This window comes from Brevibacillus gelatini, from assembly GCF_050920745.1.
Classification (GTDB): domain Bacteria; phylum Bacillota; class Bacilli; order Brevibacillales; family Brevibacillaceae; genus Brevibacillus; species Brevibacillus gelatini.
In genome coordinates this window covers 2,530,657-2,550,703 of the sequence record NZ_CP154342.1, presented here as the reverse complement: position 1 = coordinate 2,550,703, position 20,047 = coordinate 2,530,657, and the positions used below count along the sequence as shown (strand labels likewise).

The following is a 20,047-nucleotide window of genomic DNA, read 5'->3' as shown; positions in this document are numbered from 1 at the left end:
TATACGCCAGGAGGGTTCTTGTGAGCACCACGTTTGCTGATTTACAAATTAGCGCGCCGCTTGTTGCGATTTTGCGCGAACGAAAAATGGAGACGCCGACCCCCGTGCAAGCGGAAGCAATTCCGTTGATTTTAGCCGGGCGGGATGCCCTGATCGAATCCCCGACAGGGACAGGCAAAACCTATGCCTATTTGTTGCCGCTACTGACGAAAATCGATCCGAATAAAAAAGACGTCCAGGCGCTCGTCCTGGCACCGACGCATGAACTCGTCGTGCAAATTGCGAAGGAAGCCGAAAAGCTGTTGCCGGGAGCCGATCATGCGGTTGTTCCGATCATCGGCGGCGTCGATGTCAAACGTCAGGTAGAGCGTTTGAAGAAAAAGCCTGTGCTCGTTGTCGCCACGCCGGGCCGTCTCTTGGAGTTGATCGAGCAGCGAAAGCTGAAGGTACACGAAGTCAAAACCGTAGTCGTGGACGAAGCGGACAGAATGCTCGATGCGGGTTTTGGCAAGCCGGTTCAGGAGGTTATGAAAAAAACGTTGCGGGATACGCAGCGGCTCCTGTTTTCCGCGACGATTTCCGAACAGATTGTCATGGCGGCCAAAGCGTTTACCAAGGATGCTGTGCTTGTACGGGCGCAAGCACCGGAAGGCGCGGCAGGCGTCGCCCATCTGTACCTCGTCTCTGAGCCGCGAAAAAAAGTCGACACGCTAAGACGCTTGCTTAGACTCGTCAACGTCCGTTCCTCGATTGTGTTTGTCAACCAGATTGAAAAAGTGGACGAGATTGTGGCCAAGCTGAACTACCATCATCTGGCCAGCCGACTGCTGCATCGCGATGCGTCCAAGGAAGAGCGGGCGCGGACGCTCCAGCAGTTTAGGGACGGCGTGTTCCCGGTATTGATTACGACAGATGTGTCCGCACGCGGCATTGACATACCGGAAGTGGAGTGCATTGTGCATTACGACCCGGCACCAGATGCAGATACGTACATTCACCGCAGCGGACGCACGGGCCGGATGGGACGCGCCGGACTTGTCTTTTCCATCATCAGTCCGCAAGAGCGGTTTATCATCCGCAAGTTCGCCAAACAGACAGGGCTTGCCATCGAAGAAAAAGTCATGTCGTACGGCGCGCTGGAAGATCCGGGAGCGGTGCAAAAGCCGACAGGCAAGCCATTCGCAAAAGGAAAACCGCAAGACCGCAAAGCCGAAGCGGGCAAGCCGGTTGCCGCGAAAAACAGTTCACCGAGAAGACACGTACATAAGAAGGGCGGCTTTGGAACAAAGTAGGACAAGAGGTACACATCTTGTCTGCAGGAGGTTCCCATGCGCAAAGATCGCTTGTATGAAGAGGATTTGCTTGTAAATGGCACGGTCGGCGGAGAGGTTTTGTCGAAGCAGGAGCGGCAGGTGCTTCGTCGCGAAGCAGGAAAATTGAAGGAAAAGATGGAAGCGGCCAAGCAGGAGCCGATTTCCGAGTAACCAAAACGAAAGAAAGAGCAGGACAGCCGCTTCAACCGCTGCCCTGCTCTTTTTGCCTAGTGCTCGTCTCGCGTGAGATTGCACTCTTGCAACGGGATCACCTTTGTCTTTTTCACGAATTTATAGCCAAGCCAGAGCAAAAGGAACAAGGGCAAGCCGATGTAGGAGACGAGGATGCCGTTCCAGTCGATGGTCTCGCCGGCAAAGGCGGTGTAGTTTTGCCCGACGATAATCACCATACAGAGAATAAAGGCGAACACGGGGCCAAACGGATACGCTTTTGCCCGATACGGCAGGTCGTTCAGATCGTGTCCTTGGGCGACATACGCCTTGCGGAAGCGGTAGTGGCAAATCGCAATGCCGACCCAGGCAATGAACCCGGACATGCCACTGGCGTTCAGCAGCCACATGTACACGACGCCGTCACCAAACAGGGAGGCCAGAAAAGCCAGCATCCCCACTGCGGTTGTCGCGTACAGTGCGCGGGTAGGAATGCCTCTGGCGTTGGTTTTGCGCAAAAACCTGGGCGCCTTGCCTTCCATGGCCAAAATCCACAGCATCCGCGCCGAGGCGTACATGCCGGAGTTTCCACAGGACAAAACAGACGTGAGGATCACGGCATTCATGACAGAGGCGGCGAACGCCAGCCCCGCTCTTTCATAGACGAGCGTAAATGGGCTTACCGCAATGTTTTCCAAATCACCGCTCATCAGGTTGGGGTCTGTATATGGAATCAGCAGGCCGATGACCGCGATGGACAAAATGTAAAACAGGAGAATGCGCCAAAAAACTTGCCGAATGGCTCGCGGCACGTTTACGCGCGGATTTTCGCTCTCGCCAGCCGCTACACCGACGAGTTCGGTCCCCTGAAACGAAAAGCCGGCAACCATGAACACGCCGATCATCGCCATAAAGCCGCCGTGAAACGGGGCGTCGCCGACCGTGAAGTTTCGGAAGCCGACCGCCTCGCCGCCCATGATGCCGACAATCATCATCAGCCCGATTGCGATAAAGCAGATGATCGCAATCACTTTGATGAGCGCAAACCAGTATTCCCCTTCGCCGTACGCTTTGACGGAGAGGAAGTTCAGCACAAACAAAAGAGCGAGAAACAACGAGCTCCACAGCAAGGAGGAGCTTTCCGGCAGCCAGAACTTCATGATGAGTGCGGCAGCAGAAATCTCCACGGCAATGGTCACTGCCCAGTTGTACCAGTAGTTCCAGCCAAGCGCAAAGCCAAGCGCCGGATCGACAAAGCGGGAAGCGTACGAGCTGAACGAGCCGGAAACGGGCAGGAACGTCGCCATCTCGCCCAGGCTTGTCATCAAAAAGTAAATCATGACGCAGATCAGGCCGTAAGCCACCAAGGCACCGCCAGGACCTGCGGAGTGGATCGTCGAGCCGCTGGCGAGAAACAAGCCTGTACCAATCGAGCCGCCGATGGCAATCATCGACATGTGCCTGGCGCGCAGCCCTCTTTTCAACTCGTACCGCTCTTTGCCCGGCTCTTTGTTCACGCTGGTGTGTAGTGGAATATGACTCAAGATGATGCCCCCTTTTTGTTACGAACGAAAATTTATAATATTCAGTTTACAAATTAGAATAGTTGATTTGCGGCAGAGAATCCATTCGACCGGGTGTCATAAAAAACGGAGCGATGATTATCCAACTTGTACAAAAAATCCCTTTTTTCATCGTGAAAGGGAAGCTGGCAAACGCATAAAAAAGCAGAGCAGCCATTATCGGGACGGTGCTCTGCTTTTCACGATGTCATGTTTGCCGGAGGCGGCGTTTCTTGTCACACTCGCAGCGGTGCAAGTACAGATCGAGCTCCTGCAGCCATTCGTGCACGCTGCCATAAGGCTCGTCCATCTGGAGCAGCTTGCGAATCATGCGGCGAATTTCCGGTGACAAGGAAAGCTCTTCCTCCCAACTGCGTTCCGGTTCGTCTTCCTTGGGCGTATAGCCGGAATAGAGCAGGAACAGGAAAAAGTGCCCAAGCGCGTACAGATCGCTGGCAGGCGACACTTCGCGCTTCAACTGCTTTTCCGATGGATAGGCGCAAAGCGAGTCGGTCGTGTATGTCGGCTTGTCTCCGATGAACCGCGCCAGTCCAAAGTCAATCAAATACGGCAGACCGTCCTGCCAAATGACGTTTGGAATGCGCACATCGCGGTGGATCAGCCCCTGGGCATGCAGAAGGGCAACGAGCTGGCCGATCTTTTGCATGTAGCCGGCGCACTCGTACTCGTTGACGACGATGCCGCGTTCGAACAGCAACTCCTCCAAAGTAGGCCCGGACAAATACGTCATCACGAGAAATGAGTCTTTGCGATGCGTAAAGGCGTCCAGGCAACGCGGAAATTGCGGATGGGACAAGGAGGTAAGCACCTTGCGCTCGTATGCTTGCATGGCTGCGCCTTTTGGCGTATGGCGCAGGCTTGGCTTGACCTGCTTGAGCACTACTTGTGCTCCTGTAGGCGTGTGGGTGGCGAGATAGGCGATTCCGTAGCTGCCCATCCCGAGTATGTGCTGAATGTGATAAGCGCCAATCGTCGTGCCCGGTCGATAGGGCTTGTCAAGGAAGGTGTTCGTCCACCATTTTTTTACATGCGTCCACATAGCTGCTTTCTCCTCCTGTTGTCATCTTACCACGAATGGAAAAAGCGTGACCTTTTTTCATGCAGGTTTGCTATAATCAGGGTCGGTACATGTAGACAGGAGCGACGAGTATGAATTTTATCATTGACTGGTTATCCTTTTATTTGATTGAACAGCCTGAGGAAGAGGACGGCATCAAGCAGGTGCGGATGACGCGCTACTTGAGCCATGATGAATATCAGCGCAGCGAGCTTCGCGACTTTTTGGACGGGGAGTTCGCCCGCATTGCCAAGCGCAAGGTCGAAATGAACCCGAAGACGGAAGGGACGCCGACAAAGCTCGGTCAATTCGTGGTGGAGCCTGGACATCCGCTCGACTCCAATCCGAACTACGCGCTGCTGAACCGCTTGCTCGCAGCCGAGACGCCTGGCGAGAGCAAGGAGCCGTGTCAGGAGCTGGTGCAGTCGTACTTGCGAACCTCACAGGTGCGGGGCGGTGTGCTGATTGTCGTGCGCACGCGGCTGGAGTTGCTTGATGAACGCTACGTGTTTATATTGAAATGCGATTTTGAACAGAAAACGGCAGTCATTACGGATGAAAAAAGCCTGATTTCCAATGTGCGCATGGCGATCAACGCGAAAAACATGAAGTCGCTGATGTATCCGTACATGATCGAATCCGGGATGAACGATCCGTATCATGTGAAAATTCACCAGTTTTCCCATGCGCGCTACTTCGAGGAATTTTTGCGCTTTATTGAATATCCGCAAACGGTGACGCAACTCGTCTCCGATGAGGTCATTTCCTTGGCGCGACAGCATATCGAGTACATGTATCCCGAGGAATCCGAAGAAAGGGTGCGGGAGGAAGAAGCGATCGAGCTGATCGCGGCAAGCCCGAAGCGGGAGCTGGCGGAGAAGTGGGAGCACGAGACGGTCATGGAAGCGATGCAGATCATTACAGACCGCCAGCCGGAAGTCGAACTGAAATTCAAACTCGATCACATGCAAATTCGCACGCTGCTCGCCGATTATGGGTCGAATTTGCACATTGCCAAGGTGAACGGGCGGTATTTGGTCGTCTTGGAAGGAGAGCAGCTCCAGTTTGAGCGGGGTGTGTCTCCGGTGGAGTTTGCGAAGCCAAAATCATTGGCCGAGGTCGTCAGGGAGATTGAGCAGCGTAGCAGCCACTACACCCAGCCAATGGTCAGCGTGCCAGGCGCAGCCGACGATACACCGCCTTGGGACTAAACGAAGAGGGGGACAACCGACATGCCGGAAAAAGGACTGACGCTGCTCGGACAGGAACAAAACGTGTACCCAGTCTTGCGCCATGCTTCCATCGCAGAAAAATTTCCCGGTCGCTTCGTCGTCAGGGACCATACAGCCGATACGCGGGTGCTGTACGCACTGGACCGTGGGGAAGGCTATGTGTTGATTGAAACAGGCATGCTCGCGCAGGCAGGCTGGACAGCCGAACAGCTCCACCAGTACGCGATGGAAAATTTGCAAAAGCTGCCGTACACAGTAAAAACGCAGGAAGTGGCGGGCAACCGGATTCATTTTATCAGCCCGCCGGACGGCTATGCGGCGAGCCGGATTCTTCTCGACTCGCTGCTTCGCCAGTTTGATCGGGAAAAACGGGGCGACTCGCTCGGCGTGGCCATTCCGCACCAGGATGTGCTGATTGTGGCGGACATGACAGGGGAAGTCGGCGCCAACCTGCTCGCCCGCCTGACCTACGATTTTGCCTCCAAAGGTCAGGTGCCGATTGCTGTCCTGCCGTTTTTTTGGGAGGATGGAGAGCTGACGCCGTTTCTTGTCGTCTCGCATGACGGAAGCAACAAGCCCAAACACAAGTAAAAGCGCGGGAGTTGCTCTCGCGCCTTTTTTTACGTTACCGCAAGCTTCGTGTGCCGCTTTGATCTACTCGCCAAGCAACAACTCCACAAACCGCCCTGCCTCGTGAATCAGCCAATAGGGCTGTCGCGTTCCGCATATGTACAAATCTGTCGCAGCATGAAGCATATTGTGCACGCGCCGCTCATCCCCCATCATGCGCGCGCACACACCCATGACCATCCACGGATACATGTCGCCAGTCTCAAACGCATCGAAGCGAGGAAAGGCTTTCGTAATCCGCTCATAGAGCAGGGAGGCGACTTTCGGCTCGCACAAGCTGTACACAATCGGAAACGCCTGGGAAGTCACATCCGGGTACCATTTTCGCCAGCGCGGATGCGAGCGGTCGTACATTGCGTACGAGCGGCGCAGGCGGCTATACATTCTGGAAATTCCTGCCTTGCAGGCGGCGGCGCGCACAGAAGCCTCCTGAGCCAGCCGCGCATTGCCGAACACGACAAACAAGTCGTGCGCATCATCCAGTCCTTTTGCGACCTCACAATTGTCCATCAAATACTTGACGCGAAACGAATGTTTGGCCCAGGTCAGGCCGTCTGCTTGCTGCAGCCGGGCAATCCCTTGCAGCAAGTACGCGAGCACGTCCTGATTGGCTGCGAGCCAGGAGCAATCGCCTGTGCTGCGGGTCCACTCCGCGACGAGCGAGAAAAAAGTCGCGTGGTAGCTGTCCTCGCTGTCGGCCGTTCCTGTATCCAGCTCCTTCCCGTCAATCAGGCGAAAATCGTTGATGTAGCCGTCTGTATTCAAGTGCTCTACATACCAATCCATGTAGGCGCGGACAGCCTCCCATTCCTGCAGCCGCACAAGCGAGATCAAGGCAAGATTCGTAAAATACGGATTGATTTGATCCCGGTCAGGCCCCAAGCGGAAAGCACCGCTCGGAAGCTGACAGGACAGAAGATACTCCCGTTGCCGGGTAAGCAGGCCGCTGCGGGCGTCAAACATAGAGGGCTGCCCTCCATTCTCAGGTGATCGCTGTCACCAATTTTACGCCGTATTCCATCCAGTGCAAAGCCCGCACGTACGACGCGGTATCAACCGCCGGCAGATCAGCCGTTTTTTCTACTTCCTGGTGCCATTTGCCGTCCCGGAACCAGTCTGTGCCATCGGCAGGGGCGTGCTCGACGTCCGCCCAGGCAGCCTGCAAGGAAGGACTGTACAGTTTTGGCTTTCCGGCAATCAACTGGTCGCCATCCAGTCGCAGTTCGTATCCCTTGCCCGCCTGATCGGGGTGGCGGTGCGGGGTGAACAGATGCGGCCAATAGTCCGCGCGCGAGCCGGTATGCGGAATACGCGTGCAAAACGTGCGTATTTTTTCCAGACGGTCGCAATCGGAGAACAAAAGCTGGTACAACGTCTTGCCGATCGCGATGCGCTGGACGAGATCGGGAAAATGGTGGACGTTCACTCCGGTGATGCTCAGTCTTTTGTCCGTTGGGTGCTCCTTGTACGGAAACACAATTTGATTGAGCGAAAAAAATGATTGGGCAAGAAACGCGTACGTGGAAAAAATGCGATTCATCGTAAACGGTTTATGTACAACTCGCTGCTCGATGTACTGCTGTTCGTTGACGATCAGGGCGCGAGTGAGCCGGGAGCTGTCGCCTGACGCGAGGAACTCCTGCCAGTACGGCTGCATGAACACAGAGACGCCAAGTGGCGCGAGCAGCGCAGTCAAATCCGCGCCACGCCGCTTCATCTCCGCATACAGGAGCAACTGCGGATAGGCATCGTGAAAAATCAGCCAGTTGCTTCGCTCCAGCATCCAGAAAAACGGCTCGATTTCCGCTTCGTCCAGGATGGCGGGCAGCCATTCGCCCTTCAAATCCGTCATATTCCAGCCGCCGTTGCGCGAGACGAGGTGGGCGAGCAGTGCCCAGTGAACCTCCTCGTGTTGGCGGTAAAAGTCGAGATACGCCTGGGTGCGGGTGACATTGTTGCGATTGGCGATGGCAGTTTGCCGCCTGATCTGTGCGACGAGCCCTTGTTTGTCGAGAGAGGCAGACGTAGTGATAGTCATGAATCGGACAGCTCCTTGCCGTTTTGCCGTTGCAATTGGCCAGCGAGGGGAAAGGAAGAAAGGGGTTCCAACTGTTTTCGAGGGTGAAAAAAGCAGGTCATCAACAGCGACCCGCTTTTTGGTTCAACCTATCATTTCCAGGACAAGAAGCCGCATCAGCAATTTTTCCTTGGCTTCTTCCCACGATTTGGCGAAAATGACCACATGTTCGGATTGAAACTGGGTTTCCGCGACAAATATGCCGTCTTGTTCGTAAATGTTCATAGAAGATCGTCCTTTCCACTGCTTTCAAGCATTATATGCTATCATGAGAGAGTTGATGCATCCAAAAGTGGTGGAAAAAGCAAGCAGGAAGGTGGAAATTCGGTGAGGATCAAACTGACGAAGGAAGCCGTAGACCAGTTGCAAAAAGCAACTCGACCCGTACGGATCAGCGGCGAACTGGTGGGCGGTTGCGGAATGACGGTCGAATACGCGCTCTGGCTCGATGAGGCGACACCACAGGATCAAACGATACAGGTCGAAGGGTTGACGCTGTTGCTCGACCCGGAGACGATCGCGTACATCGGCTCGGAGACGCTGACGATTGACTACCGTCCGCAGCAAGGCTTTCGCCTGGTCACTCCCGAGCAAATTGTAGCTTACGGCCTGTCGCTCAAAGAGCGTTGGGGCTAATAAAAAAGAGATCAGCATGATTGACGCGCTGATCTCTTTTTTATTAGTCGTACCACAGTTCCAGCATGCCGACCGGAAAGCCGGTCTGCTCGTCCGAGTCAGGGAAGCGGCCCCAGGCAAACACGCCGTTGAAATAATCAATGGTAAACGGCTGATCGTAATTGGCGACACTGTACTTTCCGCCAATGCGAAATTCTCCCGTCCCCAAATAATACGACTTCGCCATGAAATACTTTTGCGTAATAATGGCAAGCTGTGACTCGTCACCCAGTTTCTTTTTCTCCTCGGCTTCCGCGAGCAGGCGTTCCATCTCCTCCTGCAGCTCAGCGAGAGTCATTTGGCTGTACAAACGCAACGGACTGCCCCCTTTCCATACAGGTATATTGTAACAAAAGACAGGGGAAAAGGCGATGGATGGAGAATGCTCTAAGGAGAATGGAGGCGAAGAACACAATGACACGATTTGACTTGACTGGGAAAAAAGCAATCATTACCGGAGCGGGCAGAGGCATCGGCAAAGCACTGGCTGTCGGTCTGGCAGAGGCAGGCGCACAAGTCGCCGTCGTCTCGCGAACCGAGTCAGACTTGCAGGAAGTCGTGCAGGCGATTGAGTCCAAAGGCGGAGTAGCCTGTCCAATCGCAGCGGATGTGACCGAAGCAGGGGCTGCGGAAAAAATCGTAGCCCAAGCCATGGAAGCGTTGGGCGGCTTGCATATCCTCGTGAACAACGCTGGCATGAACATTCGGAAAAAAGCCCATGAAGTGAGTGAGGAAGAGTGGGATCGCATCATGGATCTGAACCTGAAGGCGGCGTTTTTCTTGAGCCAGGCTGCCGCCAGGTCGATGTGCGAGCAGCGCTATGGACGGATCGTCAACATCGCATCTGTCGCAGGACTTGTGGCGCTCCGCACAGGTGTGGTCTATGGCGCGAGCAAGGCCGGTCTCATTCAGATGACGCGCGTGCTTGCGCTGGAGTGGAGCAAGTTTGGCGTCAATGTCAACGCAATTGCGCCGTGGTATTTCCGCACGCCGCTGACAGAAGCGCTGTTGAACGACGAGGTGTTTGTCCAGGAAGTGTTGCAGCGGACGCCGAGCGGACGAATTGGCGATGTGGAAGATTTGGTTGGCCCTGCGATTTTCCTCGCGTCCGATGCGGCTGCTTACATATCCGGTCAAACGATTGCAGTGGACGGCGGCATGTCCGTGTACGGCTTCTGATGATTTGCCATGAAAAAGAGGACAGCAACCATGGGTCGATCATTAGCAAAAAAAGTGGCATTCCCGAAGGGGAATGCCAAATTAATTGGGGGCGATTGAGAAAAGGAACGATTGGCGTAATAGACTGGATTGCTCTCACCCAATACAGTCCATGGACCAGCTACTGTTAGCGTAGGCATACGTAGATGGAAACGACGTTCGATCTGCCCATGCTTACGTTAAAGAAGTCATTCTGGGAAGAATATCGTACTTTTTCTCAATGCGTTGAAAAAGTGCTTACAAATACAAGATACCAGCCAAAAGTAAAAGCGGGATAAAATAAAAATAAATCATTATTAAATTTTTTTTGATTAGCGTGCAAACCGATGGTTGCCAATCACGACGGTCTGGGGTCTGGACCAGATCCATTTGGATGTAGCGGTATCAGGATTAAAGAAGTAGAGAGAACCTTTGCTCGGGTCCTTCCCATTTAGCGCATCCGCGACTGCTTTCCTGGCACTCTCATTGGTCCTGGTCGGCAGCTTGCCATTTCGCACTGGCGAAAACGCGTTGGGGGCGAAAATTACCTCCCGTACCGTATTTGGAAATTGTGAAGAAACTACCCGATTCAAAACGACAGCAGCAATCGCTACCTGTCCCTCATACGGTTCCCCACGGCCTTCCGCATAGACCAGCCGGGCAAGCAGTTCCATATCCCTGTCTGAAATTTTAACGTTTCCAAAGCGAATCACTTTGCGGTGAGCGTCCCGGCTGACCTGGACGGAATCGCGTTTTATTTGTTGGTTAGGGATAGTTGTTTTTGCTTCCTTTTTTTCAGCTTGTCCAGATGCAACGATGGCTTGCCCTGGAGCAGCTGCTGATTTGTTCAAATGAGGTGCCGTAGCGCTCGTCGGTGTGACGAACAGGCACAGAAGAAGCAAGGCAAAACTGTTGAGAAAGAAGAAAAAGCGCATTCGCGCTTCCCGTGTCTTCATCATAGTGAGAACCACTCCTTTTCGCTTTTTGCTTTTGATTGCGGAAGCGAATCGGGTCTTTTGAAAGTCTAGCGGTAAAGATTGCATAGCGCAAGAGGAAATTGGTTCCACAGAACTATTTACTAATTCAGATAATTGTGGAAGATAGAGTGCGGATCGCCAATAAAGCCTTGATTTTCCTGGGCGGACAAACACAAAACACCACTGCTTCGTACAGTGGTGTTTTAGTGTTCTGGTCAAAAAGTCTTACTTTTCTGTAATGGTTACGGTGTTGATTTTGATCGGTTGCTCCGGCACGCTCAGCTCGCCCGTTTGCGGATGCTTTTTCACTTTGGTGCTCGCAATTTTTTGCACGACATCCATGCCGCCTACGACTTTTCCGAAAATGGTGTATTTCGGTACGTTTTCCAAACCTTCCACATCTTTTCCGGAACCGATGAAAAATTGGCTGCCGTTCGTGTTTGGTCCGGCATTGGCCATCGCGACGACGCCGACCTCGTATTTGTGACCGTTTTTCAGCTCATCCTCGAACGTGTAGCCAGGGCCGCCAGTACCATTGCCGAGCGGATCGCCCGTCTGGATCATGAAATCTTTGATAACGCGGTGGAACGTAAGACCGTCGTAAAACTTGTCCTTGGCCAGGAAGACGAAGTTGTTTACAGTGATTGGCGCGTCTTTGGCAAACAGCTCAATCGTGATGTCTCCCATCGTGGTAGAGATTTTCGCCTGATAAGACTTGTTTTTGTCGATCTGCATGTCGGGAGCTTTCTCGTACTTTTTCTCGCCAGTAGGTCCTGGTGGCTGGGCTGGCTCTTTGGAATCAGGCTTTTCAGCTGGTGTAGTCGTCTGTGTGGGCTCTGTCGGAGCCGTTTCGTTGCTTGCACTGGAACAACCCGTAACCAAGGCGACTGCCATCAGACATGTGAGCAGGGTCATGAAATACTTCTTCATCTTTTGCACCTTCCTTTGTTCTTCCCTGTTGGGTAGTTCGGTTTCGAATTATAGCACAAATAGACTGGCAAATGCCAATCAGGTAGTCGGCCCAGCATCTGGCATGGTATGATGGTAGAAAAAGGGTGATCGATGTGAGCGAACGATTCGAAACGACTACGGTGCATATTGGACACAAGCCACTGAGTCGGGCAGCAAGCAAGTCTACTCCGATTTACCAAACTTCTGTTTTTGCCTTCGACAGCCTGGAGGAAGTCGAAAAATATTACGAGGGTGAAGGCGAATATTTGTACACGCGCGAGGGCAACCCGAATCAGGTCGAGCTTGCTTCCGCTGTTGCCCGTCTGGAGCAGGCGGAGGCGGGAGTCAGCGCCGCATCCGGCATGGGGGCGATCATGGCGGGCTTGCTATCGATTCTCTCCCCCGGCGATCATGTGCTCGCCTCTCACGAAATATACGGCGGCACTTACGCGTTGCTGCAAAAAGAACTGGCGCGTTTAGACATCGAGCTGGAGTGCATCGTGCTCGACTCCGGGACGAGCCTGGCAGATCACGTGCGGCCCACGACAAAATTGTTTTTTCTGGAAACGATCACCAATCCGCTGCTTACGGTAGTCGACCTGCCTTTCTGGATTCGCCAGGCAAAAGAGCTGGGGCTGTATGTCATGGTCGACAATACGTTTGCGACGCCATATCTCGTTCAGCCGATCACCTTTGGCGCGGACCTGGTCGTTCACAGCGGCACGAAATACATCGGCGGGCACAGCGACGTGACGTGCGGTGTTCTCGTCGGGAGCCGTCCGCTCATCGCACGCGCGACGGAAATCGTCGTCAACTATGGCGCTTCCCTCAGCCCGTTCGAGGCCTGGCTTGCGGCGCGCGGACTGAAGACGCTGGCAGTCCGAATGGAACGGCAATGTGACAATGCGAGCGAAGTGGCCCGTTTTTTGCAAAACCATCCTGCGATCAGCCGCGTCTACTACCCGAGCGAGGAGGCAACGGCGTTTTTCGCCAGACCGAAGCAAGGGGCGATGGTGTCATTTACGCTCAAGGATGAGCGCAAAATTTACGACTTTTACCGGGCGCTGGACTGGATCAAGTTCGTGCCGTCGCTGGCCGGAGTAGAGACGAGCGTGTCCCACCCGGTTACGACCTCGCATCGGGCTTTTTCCGAAGAACAGCGAAAAGCGGCAGGCATTACGATGGGACTGGTACGCATGTCTGTCGGGATCGAGGCAATTGACGACATCGTGAGCGAACTCGCCCGCGCTTTGGAAAATTAGTCAAAAAAAAGGAGTATACCCTTGTAACTTCTTTGAGGGCCGCCCGTATAACGTAGTAGGATGGGGCCGGGAGGATTGGCACTCCAATATCCCGGCTCAATAGCAACAAATTGAGAGAAACCGAGGAAACCACAATGGGAATGGCCATTAAGCGTTCCGCGCAACCATCGGACCCTGCGTCTGGAGACTATTACGAATCTCGTCCGTTTACAGAGCTGTACGACGAGTATTTTGATCGCGTGAACCGTTATTTGCGCTGCCGTGTCCAGAGTACGTGGGATGCCGATGATCTGACCACTGTGGTCTTTTTGAAAGCGCTGGAAAAATTCGATCAATATAGCAGAACAAGTCCGTTTGCTTCCTGGATATTCCGGATCGCACACAATACATATGTGGACTTTATGCGAAAAAACAGGGAGCTTCCCGTCGATCAGGAGGAATTTTTGGGAAGCGAGCCGGATGATACCTGGCAGCCGGAACGACAGGCGTTGACCAATGAGGAAATTCGTCTGCTTCGTGACCGGCTGGACTTGTTGTCGCAGGACCAGAAAGACGTCCTCATGCTTCGTTATTTTGCCGATCTGAAAATCAGTCAGGTCGCTGAAGTGCTTGGCAAGTCAGAATCTAGCATCAAAATGATCTCCTATCGGGGCTTACAAAAACTTCAGAAGATGTATGAAAGGGGGGACTCCGAATGAGCGAGAAGGAGAAATACCCCCAAGATCACACCGACGATCAGACTGTATCTCAACTCTTGACCCATTTGAAGCGAATGCGCCGTTCTGTCCCTGTCAATTATCAGTTGAAGGCTGATTTGAAAAAGCAGCTGCTGGAGCGAATGAAAGAACTGGAAGCACAAAAAGCGCAGGCTCCAACAGGGGGACAACCGCTGTGGAAATCACGCAAGCTGCTCTGGATCAGCTGTGCGGCGATGGTCGTCGCGCTGTCTGTCGGAGCTTTTCTGTGGTGGAGCGACGGTGCCGTGACGATAAACAGGCACGAGGTGCTTGCCTTGCCTGCCGAAGCATCCGTGGAGCAGGTGGATATTGACGGGGCAGCGACACAGATTGCCTACATTGCCCAGCAGTCGGAGCTCAGGACGATTCCGATTGATAGCGATACAAAGCCTGTCACTGTCAAATTGCCTCCGACAAACGGCAAGTACGTGGCTTTGGCCTGGTCCAATAAAGGGAATCAGATCGCGGTTGTCGAGCAGGCTGGACAGCTTTCCCGCCTGTGGATTGTCGAGATGCCAACGGCGTACAGCACGGGCAGCAGTCGCCTTTTAAAAGAAGAAGAAGGCGTTGCATACGGCTCCCCGAGCTGGTCACAGCATGACGATTCGATTGCCTATACCCGCTCGAAAGGCGGCAACGATGAAATCTGGGTCAGCAGCACCATCTCCTATCAGGAGTGGAAGCTGGCCGAGGGCTCGCAGCCTGAATGGTCGCCGGACGGACGCTTCCTGGCGTTTCGCAAGGCGGGAGCGGTGCAGGTCATGGAAATGCGAACGGGGCTGATCGCGATGCTGGGACAAGGGCAGTGGGCATCCTGGCGTTCAGAGCAGGAGCTGACCTACACGCAGCCGGACGGACAGCTCATGGAAGCCAACGTGGCAGACGAGCCTTTCGTGACAAAAGAGCTGCCACTGCGCAACCCGTATACAGCCGAGCTGATCCGCGGAAACTGGGCGGCAAACGGAAAGCAAATCCTGCTGGTCTTGCGTGAAAATCAGCCGCAGGAGCTGGTAATCTCACTGGCGTCACGATAACGAGCGGAGGAACAAGCATGAAATGGAAATGGGTGTTGGTCTTTGCCGTCGCCTGGTTCGGCTTTGGTTTTGCCGGACAGCCGGCGCAAGCGGAGAACAACATGAATATAGAAGTGAAATTGCCCATGGGAGGCATCAGCAAGTACGAATCATGGATACGGCTTGAGGTGACGATCACGAGCGAAGAAAACGATGTTGCGGGCTATGTGGAGCTGTCGCGCAGGGCACTGCCGAAAAATTTGCGGCAAGCGAACATGCGCCAGCCAGTCAAGCTGGAAAAAGGCAAGAGCACGACCCTGTTTTTTGACTTGCCGATGCAAATGCTCGTCCATGACTGGTACATTCACGTCACGCAAAACGGACAGGTTTTAAAGTCCGAAAAGCTGCGCATCCCTTTCCCGAAAGACGGGCAGACAATCGGTGTCGTGGATGAGGGCGGAAACACGTTTCACTTTCTCGCCGTGAACACCTCGCAATCGAAAATGAATCAACCGATTTCTGTGCATAACCTGACCCCGGACATGCTCCCGGACAAATCGTGGCTGTACGACAGTCTCGACGTGCTGGCGATCAGCAGCAAGCAGGGGGCGTTGATTGACGACGCGCAGCTTGCCGCGATCAAGGAATGGATCAAGCTCGGCGGTGTCGTCATCTTGTCGGCGGGGCCGGATCAGGATGCACTGGTGCAAAGGTTCAGGGACATTTTGCCAATCCAGACGGGGCAAAAAGGGAGCGTGCCGCTCGCGGAAGCACTGCGCGATTATGCGGGCGGCAAGCCAGCCTTTCCCGGCGAGCTGGGAGTGTACAACCGGAACCTGCCGCTATATGTAGCGAAGCAAAGCGGCAACGGCCTTTTTTTGTTCGTCAACTACGATGTGACAGCCGAGCCTTTGGCTTCCTGGCAGTACAACCCGCTGCTGTGGCAAAACGTCATGGCCCAGCAAGGCGTGACGACTGTTTTGGAAAACAAGCGCCATTACGACCCGCTGTCGCGCTCTTTTTTGGAGCTGAGCAAAAAAATTCCCGACGTGCAAACTCCGCCCCCTGTCTGGATGGTGGTCATGTGGGGCAGCTACGTGCTTCTGGTGGCGCCGCTTGCCTATTTGGTGCTGAAAAAAGTCGGCAGGCGGGAATGGGCGTGGGGCATCATTCCGGGGGCCGCGATTCTGATGGCTGTTGGCATTTTTGCCATCGGAAAGCCGCTGGTGGTGAAGACGAATGCCAGCTACAGCATTTCGGAAATCAGTATTTTGGATGAAAAATTGGCCAAGGCCCGAACGGCGTCCACCTTTTTGGCTGTCGACAAGGACGGGTATGACGTGATCGTCGAGCCATCCATTGTCGCTGTCCCTTTGTCGCAGGGACGAAGCGACTACGAACCGGAAGGACTGACAGACGGGTCACGCCTGTTGTCTTACCGGAATCTGCCGTACCTGACTCCGAGACAGGCCCTCGGCTTTGGCGTGCTGCAAAATATCGGCGCATTTGACGTGGATGTTCGTGTCGAAGAGAACCGACTGGTCGGCAAAGTGAAAAACAATACGGTCTACTCCTATGAGCAGACATTCATCGAAGTCGGCTTGCAGCGCATTTCGCTCGGAGCGCTGAAAAAAGGGGAAGAAAAGCAGATCGACAGTGTACTCGAATGGCTGTTTATGCCGCGGAATCTGGAGCAGGATTCGCCGGATTCGCCGGAAGAACGGCGCAAGCAATTGCAGGAGGGCGTCATTGGCTATGCACAGGGTGGACAGGTACGGCTGATCGGGATTACGACAGAGCCTGTTCCGCTGATGAAAATGCAGGAGCCGCATCAGGCTCATTACTGGAATGTCGTCAACCAGAACGTACAGCTCCAGCCGCAAGCGGACGGAAAGGTGATCCTCCCCTATGGATTGCTGAATGCGGTGCTGTCAGAAGCGAGCGGAGACTATGAAACGAACACAGGCTACCTCTGGCAGCTCGGAAAAGGCAGCATTACGTTCGAATTGGAGACGGACGCGACGAACCTGGAGTTGAAGCGGTTGCTCGTTCCGCTTGACCACAGCTCGTTCCGCCCTTTCCACATCGAATACTTCCACCAGAAGAGCGGGAAGTGGCGGACAGTGGATCGCGGAACAAAGCTGGTGCTGGCGCAAGAGCTTCACGATGCCCTTACAGCCAACCGCACGCTGTTGCTGCGTTTTACCAACAGCACAGCTACGCGCCTGACGCTGCCGACGCCGTTTTTCCAGGTTGAAGGGGTGAGAAAATGGTAATTGAAACCGTGCATCTGGGGAAGCGCTACGGCACCCTGCAAGCCTTGTCTGACTTGAACCTGTCGATTGCGCCGGGAAAAGTGTTCGGCTTCATTGGGCCAAACGGCGCTGGAAAATCGACGACGATGCTGATTTTGTCCACATTGCTTGAGCAAAGCGAAGGCGAGGCGTACGTCTGCGGCTATAACGTTCGCAAAGACCCGGCCAGCGTGCGCCAGTCGATCGGCTACATGCCCGACTTTTTTGGGGTGTACGATAATCTGACGGCGGTAGAATACCTGGAGTTTTACGCGGGCGCCTACAAAATTCCGGCACGCAAACGCCGGGCGCTCGTAGCCGATTTGCTGGAACTGGTGAACCTGGCGCACAAAGCGGATGCGTTTGTCGATTCCTTGTCGCGCGGGATGCAGCAGCGGCTGGGGCTGGCGAGATGCCTTGTCCACGATCCGGCGGTGCTGATTCTGGATGAGCCGGCGTCTGGTTTGGACCCGCGAGCGCGGATCGAACTGCGGGAGATTATCAAGCAGCTGAGGGAAATGGGCAAAACGATTCTCATCAGCTCGCACATTTTGCCTGAGCTGGCCGAACTGTGCGATGAGATCGGGGTGATCGAGCGCGGCAAATTGATCGCGTGCGGCTCTGTCCACGAAGTAAGCAGCAAAGAGACAGGCGGGAGCGTCATGCAGCTTCGGGCGCTGCGCAACCTCGACAAAGCGGCGCTGCTTTTGGAAAGCTCGCCGCATGTGAACCAGCTGGAGGAATACATGGGCGGCTTTCGCTTTCATTTTCAGGGCAGCGAGCAGGAAAAGGCCGATCTTTTGCAGGAGCTGATCGACGAGCGGGTGGCAGTCGTCTACTACGGTGACACGAAGAAAAATTTGGAGGATGTTTTCATGGCGATTACGGAAGGAGTCGGTATGGAGTGAACGGCTTCCTTTTCAATCCGATCCTCGTAAAAGAAATGCGCGAACGGTTTCGCTCCCGGAAAACGGTGTGCATCCTGGCGGTTTACCTGCTAGTCATGGGCGGGATTCCGCTTGGCTTTTTGCTGACCGACACCTTGCGGGCAGAAGCGCTCGGCGAAAACCGCAACCTGTTCCTCATTTCTGCAGCGATTCATTATGCGATGGTCTGCTTCGTCGCGCCTGCCCTGACAGCAGGGGCAATCAGCGGCGAGCGCGAACGGCAGACACTCCATATCCTGCTGACAACGCAGCTGTCGCCAACGACGATTGTCTGGAGCAAACTGATTACGTCGCTGGCCTTTTCGACCCTTTTGCTCGTTGCCTCCATGCCGCTGTACAGTATTGTCATGCTGTACGGAAGCGTGTCTCCCGAGCAGATGGGGCAGTTGATCCTGTTTCTTTTCGTCAATATTTTCTTTTTGGGCTCACTTGGGCTGTTTTGCTCCACCTGGATCAAGCGTACCTCGATCAGCACGATTACTTCGTACGGAATCGCATTCTTTTTTGTCGTCGGAACGGGGCTGTTGTTTTTCTTCATAGGCGAGTGGCTGCAGCAAAGCTACCCGGACATGTACCCGAATCAGGGCGTCTGGAATTTGCCGGAGTTGCAGGTGCTGGCGGGGATGAATCCGGTTATCGTTCTGTTTGGCATACTAGGTGAGACGCTGGAACTGTGCGAGCAGCACGCTTTTTCGCCGTGGCTGTTTTTTTCCTGCTTTTACGTCGTGCTGGCGTTGCTCTTGATGGTATGGAGCGCGTATTTGCTCAAACCGATCCGGCGAAGATGGTGGAGTTGGACGAAATGGTTTGTTCGTGTAAAATAAAGAGTGTGTGTCGAAAAGGGAGGTCTTTTTGTGAGCCAACGGGAAGAAGTGCAAGTGATTGATTTTGAAGAAATGCTCAGATCGATCGAGAGTCGTCTCGCTTCTGCGGGCATGTACGTGAAGCGCGAGGCGATCATTGCGATTCTGCAAGCAGAGGAAGCGTTTTTGCTGGAAAAAGGCGTGCTTCAAGAGTATAGCGAGTAATGCCATTCGCCTGTTTGCTTCTGCCGGAAAAAAACGGTATGATGGTGTAGAGAACCAATATCAGCATAAGGACGTGAACGCATTGACAGAAGATAACAAAGACCTCGAATTGGGCGATATCATTACGCTGGACGATGAAAACGGTGAACCGTTGGGTGATTTTGAAGTCGTGGCGATGTTCGACCTGAACGGGAAAGAATACGTTGCTCTGACAGAAGCGCTCGAAGACGAGGATGCCGAAGAAGAGCTGGATGAAGAGGTAGACATCTTCGTATTCCAGGTCGATGGCGGTGAAATGGTTCCATTGGAAGAAGACGAGGAAGACGCTGTATACGCAAAGCTGAACGAGGTTCTGGAAGGCATTGAACTGATCGACAAAGGCGAATAATCGGGTTGCCGCGTAGCTGCGGAATGCTCGTAAGCGTACGAAAGCCACTGCTTGGTTTAACAAAAACCGGGCAGCGGCTTTTTTGATGGGCCGATCAGTCATTCATTTTGATAATGTTGTCCTTCAAGTCGCGGACGACCAAAAGGCAGGTGTAGTCCGTTTCTTGCAGCTCCCTGACCAGTGCAGAGCTTTCATCCTTGGTCAGTCCGAGCTTTTCCAGCCGGGTGCGCAGTTCCTCGCCGCCGTTGTCGAAGAAATGGGCTTTGCTGTCGATGTCACCTACAGCACTTTCAAAATGCGTGCTGTATTTATAAAAATTGTCCCGTTGGTTCGAGTGGTTTTTATCGGGATTCCACTTCAATACCCAAATGTCATCCTTATGATACCCGGACGAGTTCAACGCCTGAATGTCCGAAACCAGCTCCTGGTCGTACCGATGAAACTTGACAAACGGCTTGGTCGCACTAATCAAAGTTATTCCCTCCTAGTCGCCTCAGGAATCGATGCCCTAATAG

Annotated in this window: 23 protein-coding genes; 14 read left to right on the top strand and 9 right to left on the bottom strand. The window is 53.9% G+C overall.

The window, feature by feature from the left end:
* The first annotated feature begins 20 nt into the window (after positions 1-20).
* The gene (locus tag AAFJ72_RS12165) at positions 21-1,292 is read left to right on the top strand and encodes a DEAD/DEAH box helicase (protein ID WP_432774164.1); all 1,272 of its coding nucleotides are present in this window, start codon (positions 21-23) and stop codon (positions 1,290-1,292) included.
* A gap of 36 nt (positions 1,293-1,328) precedes the next feature.
* The gene (locus AAFJ72_RS12160) at positions 1,329-1,484 is read left to right on the top strand and encodes a hypothetical protein (protein WP_432774163.1); all 156 of its coding nucleotides are present in this window, start codon (positions 1,329-1,331) and stop codon (positions 1,482-1,484) included.
* 56 nt (positions 1,485-1,540) lie between these two features.
* Here AAFJ72_RS12160 and AAFJ72_RS12155 read toward each other — a convergent pair whose 3' ends face one another.
* Positions 1,541-3,028 (bottom strand): amino acid permease, encoded by a 1,488-nt coding sequence (locus AAFJ72_RS12155; protein ID WP_432774162.1) that lies wholly within the window; start codon positions 3,026-3,028, stop codon positions 1,541-1,543.
* A gap of 226 nt (positions 3,029-3,254) precedes the next feature.
* Entirely contained in the window at positions 3,255-4,106 is an 852-nt protein-coding gene (locus AAFJ72_RS12150) for a serine/threonine protein kinase (protein WP_432774161.1), read from the bottom strand.
* A gap of 110 nt (positions 4,107-4,216) precedes the next feature.
* On the opposite strand from AAFJ72_RS12150, the gene AAFJ72_RS12145 reads away from it, so the two are divergent.
* Together AAFJ72_RS12145 and AAFJ72_RS12140 are read left to right on the top strand one after the other, a co-directional pair.
* A complete protein-coding gene (locus tag AAFJ72_RS12145) occupies positions 4,217-5,335 on the top strand; it encodes a DUF3900 domain-containing protein (protein WP_432774160.1) in 1,119 nt (372 codons plus the stop codon).
* 21 nt (positions 5,336-5,356) lie between these two features.
* The gene (locus tag AAFJ72_RS12140) at positions 5,357-5,947 is read left to right on the top strand and encodes a DUF1444 family protein (RefSeq protein WP_432774159.1); all 591 of its coding nucleotides are present in this window, start codon (positions 5,357-5,359) and stop codon (positions 5,945-5,947) included.
* A 63-nt stretch (positions 5,948-6,010) separates the two neighbouring features.
* Here AAFJ72_RS12140 and AAFJ72_RS12135 read toward each other — a convergent pair whose 3' ends face one another.
* The 3 genes from AAFJ72_RS12135 to AAFJ72_RS12125 all read right to left on the bottom strand — a co-directional run bounded on the left by AAFJ72_RS12135 (position 6,011) and on the right by AAFJ72_RS12125 (position 8,288).
* Complete coding sequence (locus AAFJ72_RS12135) at positions 6,011-6,949, bottom strand: hypothetical protein (RefSeq protein ID WP_432774158.1); 939 nt, start codon at positions 6,947-6,949, stop codon at positions 6,011-6,013.
* Positions 6,950-6,968: 19 nt separating this feature from the next.
* On the bottom strand, positions 6,969-8,024 hold the full coding sequence (locus AAFJ72_RS12130; RefSeq protein WP_432774157.1) for a DUF2515 family protein: 1,056 nt from the start codon (positions 8,022-8,024) through the stop codon (positions 6,969-6,971).
* 123 nt (positions 8,025-8,147) lie between these two features.
* Positions 8,148-8,288: a hypothetical protein gene (locus tag AAFJ72_RS12125; protein ID WP_170163365.1), complete on the bottom strand. Its 141-nt coding sequence runs from the start codon at positions 8,286-8,288 to the stop codon at positions 8,148-8,150.
* 102 nt (positions 8,289-8,390) lie between these two features.
* On the opposite strand from AAFJ72_RS12125, the gene AAFJ72_RS12120 reads away from it, so the two are divergent.
* Positions 8,391-8,699, top strand: coding sequence for an iron-sulfur cluster biosynthesis family protein (locus AAFJ72_RS12120; RefSeq protein WP_122903507.1), 309 nt, complete (start codon positions 8,391-8,393; stop codon positions 8,697-8,699).
* Between the two features lie 43 nt (positions 8,700-8,742).
* On the opposite strand, the gene AAFJ72_RS12115 is transcribed toward AAFJ72_RS12120, so the two are convergent.
* Positions 8,743-9,054 (bottom strand): YfhH family protein, encoded by a 312-nt coding sequence (locus tag AAFJ72_RS12115; RefSeq protein WP_122903508.1) that lies wholly within the window; start codon positions 9,052-9,054, stop codon positions 8,743-8,745.
* 98 nt (positions 9,055-9,152) lie between these two features.
* Between AAFJ72_RS12115 and AAFJ72_RS12110 the strand changes: the two genes are divergently transcribed.
* Entirely contained in the window at positions 9,153-9,917 is a 765-nt protein-coding gene (locus AAFJ72_RS12110; RefSeq protein ID WP_122903509.1) for an SDR family NAD(P)-dependent oxidoreductase, read from the top strand.
* A 350-nt stretch (positions 9,918-10,267) separates the two neighbouring features.
* On the opposite strand, the gene AAFJ72_RS12105 is transcribed toward AAFJ72_RS12110, so the two are convergent.
* Together AAFJ72_RS12105 and AAFJ72_RS12100 are read right to left on the bottom strand one after the other, a co-directional pair.
* On the bottom strand, positions 10,268-10,891 hold the full coding sequence (locus AAFJ72_RS12105; protein ID WP_432777186.1) for a cell wall hydrolase: 624 nt from the start codon (positions 10,889-10,891) through the stop codon (positions 10,268-10,270).
* A 246-nt stretch (positions 10,892-11,137) separates the two neighbouring features.
* Positions 11,138-11,842 carry a peptidylprolyl isomerase gene (locus AAFJ72_RS12100; RefSeq protein WP_432774156.1) on the bottom strand — a complete coding sequence of 235 codons (705 nt, stop codon included), beginning with the start codon at positions 11,840-11,842 and terminating at the stop codon, positions 11,138-11,140.
* A 134-nt stretch (positions 11,843-11,976) separates the two neighbouring features.
* Between AAFJ72_RS12100 and AAFJ72_RS12095 the strand changes: the two genes are divergently transcribed.
* From AAFJ72_RS12095 to AAFJ72_RS12060, 8 genes are all read left to right on the top strand, one after another.
* Positions 11,977-13,125 carry a trans-sulfuration enzyme family protein gene (locus tag AAFJ72_RS12095; RefSeq protein WP_211338273.1) on the top strand — a complete coding sequence of 383 codons (1,149 nt, stop codon included), beginning with the start codon at positions 11,977-11,979 and terminating at the stop codon, positions 13,123-13,125.
* 134 nt (positions 13,126-13,259) lie between these two features.
* Entirely contained in the window at positions 13,260-13,823 is a 564-nt protein-coding gene (locus tag AAFJ72_RS12090; protein ID WP_122906240.1) for an RNA polymerase sigma factor, read from the top strand.
* Positions 13,820-14,896: a TolB family protein gene (locus tag AAFJ72_RS12085; protein ID WP_122906241.1), complete on the top strand. Its 1,077-nt coding sequence runs from the start codon at positions 13,820-13,822 to the stop codon at positions 14,894-14,896. Before AAFJ72_RS12090 ends, AAFJ72_RS12085 begins: the two co-directional genes overlap by 4 nt.
* A gap of 17 nt (positions 14,897-14,913) precedes the next feature.
* Positions 14,914-17,151 (top strand): hypothetical protein, encoded by a 2,238-nt coding sequence (locus AAFJ72_RS12080; protein WP_432774155.1) that lies wholly within the window; start codon positions 14,914-14,916, stop codon positions 17,149-17,151.
* Positions 17,145-18,077, top strand: a complete 933-nt coding sequence (locus tag AAFJ72_RS12075) for an ABC transporter ATP-binding protein (RefSeq protein WP_432774154.1) — start codon at positions 17,145-17,147, stop codon at positions 18,075-18,077. Before AAFJ72_RS12080 ends, AAFJ72_RS12075 begins: the two co-directional genes overlap by 7 nt.
* Positions 18,074-18,940, top strand: coding sequence for an ABC transporter permease (locus AAFJ72_RS12070; RefSeq protein ID WP_432774153.1), 867 nt, complete (start codon positions 18,074-18,076; stop codon positions 18,938-18,940). The genes AAFJ72_RS12075 and AAFJ72_RS12070 overlap by 4 nt, the downstream gene beginning before the upstream one ends.
* A gap of 30 nt (positions 18,941-18,970) precedes the next feature.
* Positions 18,971-19,144, top strand: coding sequence for a hypothetical protein (locus tag AAFJ72_RS12065; protein WP_170163475.1), 174 nt, complete (start codon positions 18,971-18,973; stop codon positions 19,142-19,144).
* 82 nt (positions 19,145-19,226) lie between these two features.
* Complete coding sequence (locus AAFJ72_RS12060) at positions 19,227-19,532, top strand: DUF1292 domain-containing protein (protein WP_122906245.1); 306 nt, start codon at positions 19,227-19,229, stop codon at positions 19,530-19,532.
* A 94-nt stretch (positions 19,533-19,626) separates the two neighbouring features.
* Here the strand turns inward: AAFJ72_RS12060 and AAFJ72_RS12055 are convergent, their stop codons facing one another.
* A complete protein-coding gene (locus AAFJ72_RS12055; RefSeq protein WP_122906246.1) occupies positions 19,627-20,004 on the bottom strand; it encodes a general stress protein in 378 nt (125 codons plus the stop codon).
* Positions 20,005-20,047 lie beyond the last annotated feature (43 nt).